Source organism: Microlunatus elymi, assembly GCF_007362775.1.
GTDB lineage: Bacteria > Actinomycetota > Actinomycetes > Propionibacteriales > Propionibacteriaceae > Microlunatus > Microlunatus elymi.
In genome coordinates, this window is sequence record NZ_CP041692.1 from 809933 (window position 1) to 822318 (window position 12386).

The following is a 12386-nucleotide window of genomic DNA, read 5'->3' on the forward strand; positions in this document are numbered from 1 at the left end:
TTGTATTCCGAGCTGCCCGCTGGACCCGCCGATGTCTGTCCACCGGGAGACCGTGACCGCGAAGCTTCTGGGGTTGAATTCACATGGGACGTCTGGCCAATCTGAGCCTGCGCAATCGCGCCCTGATCGCATTGGTCACGATCTTCGTGATGATCTTCGGCGCGATCACCGCCGGCCAGCTCAAGCAGGAACTGATCCCGTCGATCAGCGTGCCGACCGCGGTCATCACCACCACCTACACCGGCGCCGCGCCGCAGGTGGTCGACCAGCGGGTCAGCACTCCGATCGAGCAGGCCGTCGGCGGAGTGTCCGGCATCGACACCGTCACCTCGACCTCGTCCACCGGCATGTCCCAGGTCATCGTCAACATGCAGTACGGCACCAACATGACCGCCGCGCAGCAGGACCTGGAGGCCGCGGTCAGCCGGATCAAGTCGACCCTGCCCGACGACGTCGACACCCAGGTCAGCACCGGCAGCATCGACGACTTCCCGGTCATCCAACTCAGCGTCACCAACAAGTCCGGTGACGAGGGCAAGCTCGCCGACCAGCTGAACGACATCGCCGTACCGGACCTGCAGAAGATCGACGGCGTTCGTGCCGTCACCGTCTCCGGCGCACCGGATCCACGGATCCAGGTCGATCTTGATCTGGACAAGCTGCAGGCCAAGGGGCTGACCACCACCGATGTCAGCCAGACCTTGCAGAGCAGCGGAATCGTCAGCTCCGCCGGCAGCATCGACTCCGGCGACAAGACGCTGTCGGTGAACGTGGGTCAGCGGCTGACCTCGGCCAAGGACGTACGCGATCTTCAGATGCTGAGCCCGTCCGGCAAGACGGTCACCATCGGCGAGGTCGCCACCGTCACGCAGACCGATGCGCCCGCCACCTCGATCTCCCGCACCAACGGCAAACCCAGCCTGACGCTGTCGATCACCAAGACTCCCGAGGGCAACACCGTCGATGTCAGCAACGGCGTCAACGACGCCTTGCCCGGGCTGGCGGACAAGCTCGGCGACGGCGTCCAGTTCCACACCGTCTTCGATCAGGCTCCGTTCATCACCCAGTCGATCGACGACCTGCTCACCGAGGGCGGGCTCGGTCTGGCGATGGCGATCGTGGTGATCTTGATCTTCCTGATGTCCGGCACCTCGACCCTGGTCACCGCGATCTCCATCCCGGTGTCGGTGTTGATCACCTTGATCGGTCTGCGGGTCTCCGGTTATTCGTTGAACATCCTGACGCTGGGTGCCTTGACGATCGCGGTCGGCCGGATCGTGGACGACTCGATCGTGGTGATCGAGAACATCAAACGCCACCTGTCCTACGGCGAACCGAAGCTGAAGGCGATCACCACCGCGGTCCGGGAGGTGGCGACCGCGATCACCGCAGCCACCATCACCACGGTGGCGGTGTTCCTGCCGATCACCCTGGTCGGCGGCCAGGTCGGCGAGCTGTTCCGCCCGTTCGGGTTGACCGTGGCGATCGCGTTGCTGGCTTCGCTGCTGGTGGCGTTGACCATCGTGCCGGTGCTGGCGTACTGGATCCTGCGGACGCCGAAGAGGAAGGTCGATCCCGAACACGTACGGGAGACGGCCGAGGCCAAGGAGCGGCGCAACCTGCTGCAGCGCGGCTACGTGCCGATCATCAAGTCCGCCACCAAGCATCCGCTGGTCACGGTGTTGATCGCGTTGCTGGTGATGGGCGGTACCGGGTTGCTGGCCGGCCAGTTGAAGACCGACTTCCTGGGCAGCAGCGGGCAGAACACGCTCACCGTGACCCAAGAGTTCGCCCCGGCACTGAGCATGGACACCAAGAGCAAGAAGGCGGCCAAGGTCGAGGACGCGATCGAGGGCGTCGACGGTGTGGAGACCGTGCAGACCACCATCGGTGGCGGCGGATTCGCCGGTTTCGGCGGCGGTCAGGACTCGGCGTCGTTCACGGTCACCACCAACGCCGATGATGATCAAGATCGGATCCAACGTGACGTCTCCGACAGGATCAACAAGCTCAGCGACGTCGGCGATGTGACGGTCAGCAGCAGCGCCGGCTTCGGCACCAGCTCCGATGTCGAGGTCGACGTGACCGCACCGGACAGCCAGCGGCTGAATCAGGCGACCCAGCAGGTGCTGGACCGGATGAAGAAGATCTCCGGTGTCACCAACGTCAGCTCCTCGCTGACCGCAGCACAGCCGATCGTGCAGGTCGACATCGACCCGATCAAGGCCGCCAAGCACGGACTCACCACCAGCCAGGTCACGCAGACCCTGCAGGGTGTGCTGTCCCCGGCGAAGATGGGCAGCATCGAGACCAGCGGTGACGACGAGGACGTGGTCCTGAAGGTGGCCGATCCGCCGGTCGGGCTGAAGGAACTGAAGAACCTCAAGATCACCGTTCCTGCCTCGGCGGCGGCCGGTGCGTCCGCCGGCTCCGCCGGGGCTTCCGGCTCGGGAGCTGCTTCGGGTCAGACCGGTGCTTCGGGTCAGACCGGCGCCTCCGGTCAGGCCGGAACTTCGGGCGGCGCAAGTGGGCAGGGTGGGCAGTCCGCGACGCAGACCGCCGCGCCCGAGCAGATCAAGCTGTCCGCGGTGGCCGACATCAGCCAGACCGAGGTGCCCCCGACGATCACCCGCAAGGACGGACAGCAGAGCGCGACGGTGTCGCTGACCCCGACCGGCGACAATCTGAGCACGGTCAACTCGGACGTCACCAAGGCACTGGACGAGCTGCAGTTGCCGTCCGGCGCGCAGACCGAATTGGGCGGCGTCAGCTCCGACCAGTCGGACGCGTTCACCCAACTGGGATTGGCTTTGCTGGTCGCGATCGCCATCGTGTACGTGGTCATGGTCGCCACCTTCAAGAGCCTGGTGCAGCCGTTGATCTTGCTGGTGTCGATCCCGTTCGCGGCGGTCGGCGCACTGCTGGCGTTGGTGATCACCGACACCCCGCTCGGCGTACCGTCCTTGATCGGGTTGTTGATGTTGGTCGGCATCGTGGTCACCAACGCGATCGTGTTGATCGACCTGGTGAACCACTATCGAGCCGCCGGGGCGTCGGTGAACGACGCGTTGATCGACGGTGCCCGGCGACGGCTGCGGCCGATCCTGATGACGGCGATCGCGACGATCTTCGCGCTGATCCCGATGGCGCTCGGCGTCACCGGCGGCGGCGTGTTCATCTCGCAGCCGTTGGCCATTGTGGTGATCGGCGGCCTGGTGTCCTCGACCGTGCTGACGTTGATCTTGGTGCCGGTGCTCTACCGACTGGTCGAAGGTCGGCGGGAGAAGAAGGCGCTACGCCGGGAGAGCGAACGCGAGGCGCACGAGGCCGAGGTGGCGTCGCAGCGGGCAGCGGAGATCCGGGCAGCCGAGGAAGCCGAAGCCGCCAAGGCCGCCGAGCAGGAAGCCGCCCGGCAGGCAGCAGAAGAGGCTCGCCGGGCCGAGGAGGAAGCTGCCCGGCAGGCCGAGGAAGAGGCCGCTCGGCGAGCCGTGGAGGAACAGCAGCGGGCTAACGGAGGACTGCTCCGTAGGTGGCTGCGACGCTGATCGCACCGGCAAGATCAACTTGAGTATTGCCCAGCTGGGCGGCGGAAAGGTCGATGCCGTCCAGCTTGGCCCCGATCAGGCTGGCGTCGATCAGCCGGGTGTTGCGCAGGTTGGCGAAGGCCAGGTTGCAGTCGTCCAACCGGGCGCCACTCAGATCGGACTCGGACAGATCGGCGTCGCGCAGATCAACACCGGAGAAGTCGATCTTGGTCAGATCGCCGCCGCGGATCACCACGCCCTGCCACAAGCCGCCCTTGATGGTGATCGGATGGAACTCGCAGTCGACGAAGGTGGAGCCGGACAACTTGCAGCCGTCCAGGGTTGCGGAGAAGAACGAATCCCGGGCGAAGGTGCAGCCGATGAACGCGGTCTCGCGATGTTCGGAGACGTTGAAGGCGCAGTTGGCGAACCTGCAGTCGTCGAAGATCACGTTGCGGGTGCGGACCTCGGTGAAGTCCACCCGGCTGAATCTGACACTGCTGAATCGCGTGCCGGCCAGCTCGTTGCCGTACCAATCCTCGTCGACTATGTCCTCATCGACGACGTCCTCGTCGCTGCGCTCGTCCATGCCGGCACTGTACGGCGTACCTCCGACAGCGCAGGTCGGCCGGACTCGTACTCGCTCAGAAGCCGAGCGGAATCTCCAACGCCTCGTCGTCCTCGACGCCGCTCGGCACCAACTCGCTGTGATCGACCCGGGCTCGCCAACACGAAGCCTGGAACGGCAACAGCAGCGGTTCGGGAGATCGGGCGTAGGAGTCGTACAACCCGCCGACCTCGTTCAGCAGCCGATCGCGATCCGCCTCGGCCAGCTGTGCGGTCACCGGGCGCCGACGAACCATCTGCAACAGGCCGTCCCGGTTGATCGGCACCCAGTTGCGGAAGTCCTTGCGCTCCAGGTCGGTGAAGTACGGGCCGTCGGCGATCGCGCTCACGGAATCCTGACCGAAGTCGCCCCGCATCGCTTCTGGATCGACGAACTGGAGGATCCGGGCGAGCTTCTTCACCCACGGCACCGTGTCGTCGCGCGTGTTGTAGACGGCGACCAACCGGCCACCGGGCCGGAGCACGCGGGCCATCTCCGCGCCGACCAGGCCGGGCGCGAAGCGGTGCAGGGATTCCGCGGAGCTCACCACGTCGAACTGCTGGTCGGCAAAGGGCAGCGCCTCGGCCTGCGCCGAGGTGTGCAGTCCGTTCGGGATCAGGGTGGCAATGCGTGCGATCTTCTTCGCAGACCGGTCCAGGCAGTAGACCTGATGCCCGGCGGCCGCCATCATCCTGGCCAGCCTGCCGCGATCCGAACCGAGGTCGAGCACCCGTAGCGGCGTCTCACCGAGCATCCAGGTGATCGCCGCCTCCGGGAACGCGGTCCGTCGGGGTTCAGGCATGGGGCGATCCTAATGGTCCCGGTCGGTCTGCCGGCCCCGACCATGCTGACTCGACCGCGGTACGTCGTGCGGCCGCCGCACCTGCCAGCATGGCTGCGCACGGGCGCTGGTCAGCTACGGAGGAGGCAGGACATGGCATCGGTTCCGGCGGATCCGCTGGCCGAGTTGGCGCGGCTGGAAGGTGTGCCGTCGGCGCTTGCTGCCGCGCGCGACACGGTCGATGCCGTGCTGCGTGATCGCGGGCGTCGCCGGCTGAGTCCGGAGCAGACTGCGTCCGCGTTGTTGGCGGCCGCTCGGGCGAGTGCGGCCCTGGAAGTTGATCATGAACAGCGTGATTGGCTGCCCGGGACGATGCGGCTGTATGTCGAGGTGCCCGACCTCGCCAGGTTGATCCGGGTCGCTCCGGGCCAGGCGATCGCGCGGGCGCACGCCCTGCTCGGCCGGGGTGTGCTCGAGGACGATCAGCTCGGCCGGGTGCGTGCCGAAGATGATCTTGGTACGCGGCTGGCGTCGCTGCAGCAGACCCTGTCGGCGAAGACCGAAGCGCCGGTGATCGTGGTCGCCGGCATCGCTCACGCCGAGTTGCTCACGTTGGCTCCTTTTGTTGCCGGTAACGGAATCGTGGCTCGCGCAGTGGAGCACCTGGTGTTGATCTCGGGCGAGGTCGATCCTGCCGCGGTGATCGTTCCGGAGGCCGCGCATCGGGCGCTGGAGCGGGACTATCGCTGGGCATTGGAGCGCTATCGAACCGGCACGGCTGCCGGTGTACGGGATTGGTTGCTGCATGTGGCTGCCGCGGTGTCGAAGGGTGCGGAGTTGTCCGGGCTGAGCCCGGCCGGTCGCCGGCCGGCGCCACGATCGGGGCCATCCGGACGCTGAACCGAACGCGTACCCCGGGAAGTCTGTTCGGTCAGGTGGATTCGGCGCCTGTCCGGGAGTGTCCGAATCGCCTTGCTGGTAAGGAGATTCGGTCAGGCTGCGCATCTCGGCGGGCTGGTTGAGCCGCCGGCGCGAGATGCCGCCTCGTAATCGGAGCCTGGCCCCGGCCGAGGAGCCGGGGCGGCACGATGCGGTTGTCGAAATTGTGGTGTGTCCAGGAGTCGGTCCCGCGGGAAGGGCGGCAAGCCCTCATCGTCGACGGTGATGGACGCGCGACGCGGCGCCCACACCTGACGGGTGGGCGCCGGTCTACGCACTACATCCAAGCGACCAAGCGTGCACACATGATGTTGGCCCAGGCAAGCCTGGATCGCAACTGCCCTCTACGGATGGGTGATCACCGCGTGGGTACTTGGACTGTGCGTGAGAATTGCTGCTGATCTTCGCGTCGACTGCCGGGGACCTACTCCGGGTCCAGATCTCGGGTCTCGACGCTGTGCCTTCGTCCCGGCGGACTGGCACGAAACCTAACAATGGCGACGATCCCGTCCTGCACTCGGTGCGAGATCATTCAGTTCTTCTCTGGCTCTCTTTCTACCCCCTCGGCGACGGTTTGAGAAGACCTGCGCGCAAAAGATCTGGCCCCGATCTCGTTCCACGACGGCGTCGAGCCGGATGAAGTTGATCATGAAACCAATCGGCAACCGTTCCGCTGTGGCAGGTCGTCGTGAGCAGTTATCCACAATTCGAGGCGCATCGTTGGTTATCCACAGATTCGTCCGCAGGGCGGCCACCTTCGAGGCAAAAGTCGCAATGTGAAGGTATGCGGGCAGACAAGGGTGAGGGACACGCAGTGCGGGCTCGGCGTGCCGGGGTCACGGTGAGCGCCGCCGAATCGGCCCGGTCGCCGGCACAGCAACCGGGGCCGTTGGTGGTGACGGCCGATCTGGAACTGCTCGACAACGTCCTGGCTGCGGCTGCGGCCGCCGGGGTAGAGCCGACGGTGACGGCCGAGCCAGGATCGATCCGTCCGCTGTGGTCGGCGGCACCGTTGGTGGTGATCGGCGCGGATCGAGCCGGTCAGGTTGCCGAGCTGGTGCTGCCGCATCGGACCGAGGTGTTCGTCGCGGGTGTCGACGACGACGTCGCTGGGCTGGCGCGCTGGTCCGCGCCGCTGGGAGCTGCGGTGGTCGGGCTGCCGCAGGGCGCCGGTCTGCTGACGGCGGCCATCGCCGACGCGACCGGCCGTCCCAGCGGCAGCGGTCGCGTGGTGGTCGTCGTCGGCGGCTCCGGCGGGGTCGGAGGATCCTCGGTCGCGGCCGCGCTGGCGGTCGGCGCGGCCGACCGAGGACTCTCCACCATGCTGGTCGACCTGGACCGGTTCGGCGGCGGGATCGACCTGCTGGTCGGTGCCGAGTCGGTGGCCGGCTGGCGCTGGCCGCGATTGAGCGGAGCCGAGGGGCACCTCGGCGACCTGACCGGACACCTGCCGCGGGTAGCGGGCATCGACGTGCTCTCGGTTGCCCGGGAGGGTGAGCTCGGGCTCGCACCCGGCCCGGTGAAGTCGGTGTTGTTGTCGGCGACCCGCAGCCATCGCCTGGTGGTTGTCGACCTGCCGCGGGGCCAGGATCCGGTCGCGGCCGAGGCGTTGCGCCGGGCCGCTCTGACCCTGGTGGTCGCCGGTGCCGACGTCCGCGGTATCGCCGCCGCACAGCAACTGCTCCGGGAGTTGCGGGGCACGACGGCCGAACTCGGCGTGGTGGTCCGCCGCCCGCGTGGCGGCGGCATCGGCGCCCAGTTGGTTGCCGACGCGTTGCAGCTGCCGCTGGCGGGTGTGGTCGGTGAAGACGCCTCGATCCGTCACGGTGCCGAGCGCGGCGACCCTCCGGGCAGGGCGACGCGCAGTCCGCTGGGCAAGCTCAGCCGGCGTTTGCTGGATCGGCTCGACTTCCGGGATCTGGCGGCGTGACCGGCGCGGTCGATCTGGATCCGATCCGGGCGAAGCTGGCAACTCTGGGCCGTGTGCACACCTCGGCGGACGTGGCCGAGGCGATGCGCGCCGAGGGTCTGCTGGTCAGTGACGCGAGCCTGCTGGAGACGGTGGCGGCGATCCGTCGGGACAGCGTGGGCGCCGGCCGGCTCGATCCGCTGCTGCAGCTGGACGGTGTGACCGACGTGCTGGTGAACGGTCCGCACGCGGTCTACGTGGACCGCGGCCACGGTCTGCAGCCGGCTGGGGTCGCCTTCGAGTCCGATGCCGAGGTTCGCAAGCTGGCACAGAGGTTGGCGGCATCGGTCGGCAGGCGACTGGATGAGGCGTCCCCGTTTGTCGATGCCCGGCTGGCCGACGGGACCAGGGTGCACGCGATTCTCAGCACACTCGCCGATCCGGGCACCTGCATCAGTCTGCGGGTGCCGGCTCGGCGCAGCTTTTCCTTGCAGGACATGGTTGATTCGGGTTCGTTGCCGCCGGCGGGGGCGCAGTTGCTGACCGAGATGATCAAGGTCAAGGCCGCGTTCATGATCAGCGGCGGGACCGGTTCGGGCAAGACCACCCTGCTGGCCGCGTTGCTGGCGTTGGTGCCGGCGAGCGAGCGGTTGGTGATCGTCGAGGACTCCCGTGAGCTGGCGCCGGATCATCCGCACGTGATCAGACTGGAGGGTCGCCCGGGCAATGCGGAGTTGACCGGCGCGGTCACGTTGACCGATCTGGTTCGCCAGGCGCTGCGGATGCGGCCCGATCGGTTGATCGTCGGCGAGGTGCGCGGTGCGGAGATCTGTGACCTGCTCGCGGCCATGAACACCGGCCACGAGGGTGGCTGCGGCACGGTGCACGCGAACTCGGCCGGCGACGTACCGGCCCGGTTGGAGGCACTGGCCGCGATCGGCGGGATGGGCCGCGAGGCGTTGCATGCGCAGGTGGCGGCCGCGTTGGATGTCGTCGTACACATCACCCGGATGTCGTCCGGACGCCGGCGGATTGCTCAGATCCACGTCCTGGAAAGAGATCTGCGTACCGGGTTGGTGCACACTGCGCCGGCGCTGACCTTCGACGAGCGGGACCGTGCGATCGCCGGGCCGGGGGCGCGCAGGCTCGAAGAATTGCTGTCCCGATCATGACCGGGATCGCGGTGCTGCTGGCGGGATTCACGGCCTGGCTGCTGATCGGTCCTGCACCAGCACGGACGATGCGACAGCGACTTGCACCGGTTTCGGAGCAGCTCGGCAAGGCAACGTCGTCACGATCCGCGCTCGACCTCACGCCGTTCCTCGTCCTGCTGTCAGGTCCGGTTCTGGCGGCGGTTCTCTTTGGTGTGCAGGGATTCTGGCTGAGTCTGCCGGCGGTGATCATCGCCGGCACGGTCGTGATCACCACTCGGCGTGCGTTACGGCGACGGCGTGCGGCGGCGCGCCGACGTGAAGTGGCACAGGCCTGCTCGGTGCTGGCCGCTCAAGTCCGGGTGGGCCAGGTGCCGTTGGCCGCGTTACGTTCGGCGGCCGACGACTGCGCGATTCTGCGGCCGGCGGTAGCTGCAGCGGATCTGGGTGGAGACGTGGCGGCCGGCTGGCGTGCGCAGGCAGCCGAACCCGGACAAGCGGGATTGGCGGACCTCGCGCGTGCCTGGAGCCTGTCGATCTCCAGCGGGGCTGGGATGGCACAGGCGCTGGACGACGTCGCCGAGGGTCTGGCGGAGGACGAGTCGTTGGGGCTGGTGATCAACAGCGAGGCAGCGGCGCCGCGCGCGAGCGGCAAGGTGATGGCCGTACTGCCGCTGGTCGGCATCGGTCTGGGCTATCTGATCGGAGGAGATCCGATGGGATTCCTGACCGGATCGCCGTGGGGATGGGCATGCCTGATCGGCGGCTCGATCTTCGTGGCCGCCGGCGTGCTTTGGATGGAGGGCGTCGCGGACCACGCGGCGGTGGGAGGTTGACATGGGGCCACAAGCAGAGTTGGTGTTCGCGGTGATCTTGGTCGGGCTCGCGGCTGCCGGGTTGGTCGGCAGCCCTCCGGAGCAGGTCCGACGGATCAGCCGCCAGGGCGGACGCTTCTCGCTGGCGCCCACGGTGTCCGTGCCGACCCCGCTGGTCCGGCTCGGTGAGTTGATCAAGGCCAGGCCGGAGGCGCCGCCGGCCAGGCAACGGTACGTAGCCGGACTGGTCGCCGCAGGGGTCGTCCCGGTGCTGTTGCGGATGTTCCTGCCGGACCTGGGTTCGTCGGTGTGGCTGACGGCGCCGCCGGTGGCGGCTGCCATGATCATCTTCCTCGGCAAGGTCGAACGGCCGGCGGCGCGGCGACGACGTGAACGGATGATCGAGGAACTGCCGCACATCCTGGAGTTGATGGCGGCGGCGATGAGCGCAGGTCTGCCGTTGCGGGCTGCCGTTCGCGAGGTGGCGGCGGTGTCGGACGGGCCGCTGGCCGAAGACCTGGCGGAAGTGGTGAAGAATGTTGATCTTGGTCGGGCCGAGTCGGAGGCGTGGCGTGGCCTGCGTACGCATCCGACACTGGGCCGGGTCAGTATCGACCTCGCGCGCTCCGTCGATTCAGGCACGATGGTGGTCGCGACCTTGCGGAGGTATGCCCAGACGGCCAGACGTGATCGCCGTGGGGTGCTGGAGGCCCGGGCGAAGACGGTCGGCGTGAAGTCGGTGCCACCACTGATGGTCTGCTTCGTGCCCGCCTTCTTCCTGGTCTGCGTGATCCCGTCGGTCGTCACCGCACTCCAGCACGCCCTCTGACCGAACACGGTTGCCTGCGGTGCGGCATGGTGATCGCCATCAACGCTCCGGCGCAAGATTCCGATCAAGCCGTGGTTGAGCAGGCGCCACGTGTGGACGCGCCCGAGCCTGGCCGCTTTCGCGTGGACCGGATCCCGATCGACCGCACTCATGCCCCAGATCCCGCATTGCGGAAGTCGCCGCCGGTGCAGACCAGCACCCGTTCGTCCGGAGCCGAGTGGATCCCGGACGTCGAACGAGCTTGCCCACGGGAGTGCGCCTGTCGCCCCAGTGTGAGTCCGCCGGCCCTCTCGGAGGCTGACCCTGCGAAATGAGCCGATCCGGCTCAGAGTTCTGAGCCCGTCGCGCGACCGGCAGGCATGTCGCGGCCCAACCCACTCAGCTTGTCGAGGATGGCCCGTCAGATTCGGCCCGTTTGTGCGCGCCTCGAGTTGATCAACGGACGGCGAGCGCTACTGGGCCATGCGAGTTGCGGGCGAAGTCGCGCGTTTGCGCTGTCAACGCGCGCGGCGCGCGGGCACGCACCTCGCGGCGTTCGGCTCGGTCGCATTTCGCCCGGTAGCCCTTCCGTCGCCGTCCTCCGCGCGGTGACCGGAGCGTCGCCGTGCGACGACACGCCCGCAGCCGGGCATCGCCAAAGCGTGCTCACCACCACCGAACCCTCAACCTTCGGATGGCGAATTAGTAGCGACGCTCTGCCAGCTCGGGCCTGTCCCGGCGATCACCGCGATCACGCCGCGGCACCCGCCTCCACACCGTTGGTGCCTGGAAAGGACCGCGGCGGGATTGCAGGAGGTTCCGGCCGTTTCGTGCCGGCTGTGGGTGCGCACCCTCCTGCAATTTGCTCGTTGGGCCCCTCCAGAAAGCCTGAGCCGGCCGTGGGAGTGGGCACCAGAGTGGACTTTTCGGTGCCGGAGGCCTTGGAGAACTGGGAAACGCGACCTCTACGGGAACGATCGCCGCAACGCCGCCACCATCCAGTCCATGTTCTCGGTGCCGCTGGTCATCGACACCCGGGCACCGGAGGAGATCGCGTACCACTCGACCGGGACCTGCAGTTCCTCGGCCAGATCGAGGGCGGCGATCACCCGGCTGCACTCGGCCTGCGACAGCGCACCCAGCGACTTGGTCGGGTCACCGCACAGCACCACCGGGTGATGCCCTGCGGATGCAGCTCGGTCGGCGTGGAGCAGACAACAGCCGGTCGAAGCGAGCCGATGAACCGGGTCGGCCGAGTGCGGGGTAGTTGATCTTGGTTGTGGTGAGCCCGACGATTGTGGCGACCGGGCGAGAGCGCGGTTCGCGAGAATCCTGCATCCCAGGAATCGGCTCGCCGTCGCCGCGCACCTGGATCCCACCGGTCCCGACAGGTCGACGACCCGGAGGGGTGAACGGCAGCGACGGCGGGCCGTAGGTCGGCAGTACCGAGCCGAGGCATCTGCCGACGGCCGAGTCCAATGTTCGCGATGGCCCGACGCCGGCCACAGGTGTGGGATCGGCGCGATCGTTCTACGTGGCAAGAGTTCGTCGGCGACGGTCGTCGGGCGGGTGTGCACATCCGAAACTCATCAGTCCTTGAGACCAAGACACAGCGCGCTTGTGCGCAGCGAGGCTCCGCTCTTGCTGCGCCCCCACTCCCGGCGGTCCGGTTGCATCCCAGTCTCGAACGGTCGGTCGTACCAACTGTCCGCGGACCCTGCTTGCCCGGGCACTCCGCTGCCCATCTCATTGAGACCATGAATTCCGCGCCCGGCCACGATCGGCTCGCCGGCATGGCTCATTCCTTTGCAGGATGCCGAGCGGCGGCAGATTTCGAGTGGGCCCGATGGAC

Annotated in this window: 9 protein-coding genes; 6 read left to right on the top strand and 3 right to left on the bottom strand. The window is 67.7% G+C overall.

Features of this window, described 5'->3' with window-relative positions:
- The first annotated feature begins 83 nt into the window (after positions 1-83).
- On the top strand, positions 84-3545 hold the full coding sequence (locus FOE78_RS23740; protein ID WP_143985096.1) for an efflux RND transporter permease subunit: 3462 nt from the start codon (positions 84-86) through the stop codon (positions 3543-3545).
- Here FOE78_RS23740 and FOE78_RS03565 read toward each other — a convergent pair.
- The gene (locus FOE78_RS03565; protein WP_143985097.1) at positions 3508-4113 is read right to left on the bottom strand and encodes a pentapeptide repeat-containing protein; all 606 of its coding nucleotides are present in this window, start codon (positions 4111-4113) and stop codon (positions 3508-3510) included. The genes FOE78_RS23740 and FOE78_RS03565 overlap by 38 nt on opposite strands.
- A 55-nt stretch (positions 4114-4168) precedes the next feature.
- Positions 4169-4933, bottom strand: a complete 765-nt coding sequence (locus tag FOE78_RS03570) for a class I SAM-dependent methyltransferase (RefSeq protein ID WP_143985098.1) — start codon at positions 4931-4933, stop codon at positions 4169-4171.
- A 132-nt stretch (positions 4934-5065) separates the two neighbouring features.
- Here FOE78_RS03570 and FOE78_RS03575 point away from each other — a divergent pair, with 132 nt between their 5' ends.
- The 5 genes from FOE78_RS03575 (at position 5066) to FOE78_RS03595 (ending at position 10555) form a co-directional block, all read left to right on the top strand.
- On the top strand, positions 5066-5812 hold the full coding sequence (locus tag FOE78_RS03575) for a Fic family protein (RefSeq protein WP_143985099.1): 747 nt from the start codon (positions 5066-5068) through the stop codon (positions 5810-5812).
- 823 nt (positions 5813-6635) lie between these two features.
- On the top strand, positions 6636-7781 hold the full coding sequence (ssd, locus tag FOE78_RS03580) for a septum site-determining protein Ssd (RefSeq protein ID WP_143985100.1): 1146 nt from the start codon (positions 6636-6638) through the stop codon (positions 7779-7781).
- A complete protein-coding gene (locus FOE78_RS03585; protein WP_143985101.1) occupies positions 7778-8932 on the top strand; it encodes a TadA family conjugal transfer-associated ATPase in 1155 nt (384 codons plus the stop codon). Before ssd ends, FOE78_RS03585 begins: the two co-directional genes overlap by 4 nt.
- Complete coding sequence (locus FOE78_RS03590; protein ID WP_143985102.1) at positions 8929-9747, top strand: type II secretion system F family protein; 819 nt, start codon at positions 8929-8931, stop codon at positions 9745-9747. Before FOE78_RS03585 ends, FOE78_RS03590 begins: the two co-directional genes overlap by 4 nt.
- Position 9748: 1 nt before the next feature.
- On the top strand, positions 9749-10555 hold the full coding sequence (locus FOE78_RS03595) for a type II secretion system F family protein (RefSeq protein WP_143985103.1): 807 nt from the start codon (positions 9749-9751) through the stop codon (positions 10553-10555).
- Positions 10556-11499: 944 nt separating this feature from the next.
- Here the strand turns inward: FOE78_RS03595 and FOE78_RS03600 are convergent.
- Complete coding sequence (locus FOE78_RS03600; protein WP_210414784.1) at positions 11500-11706, bottom strand: hypothetical protein; 207 nt, start codon at positions 11704-11706, stop codon at positions 11500-11502.
- Positions 11707-12386: the final 680 nt, after the last annotated feature.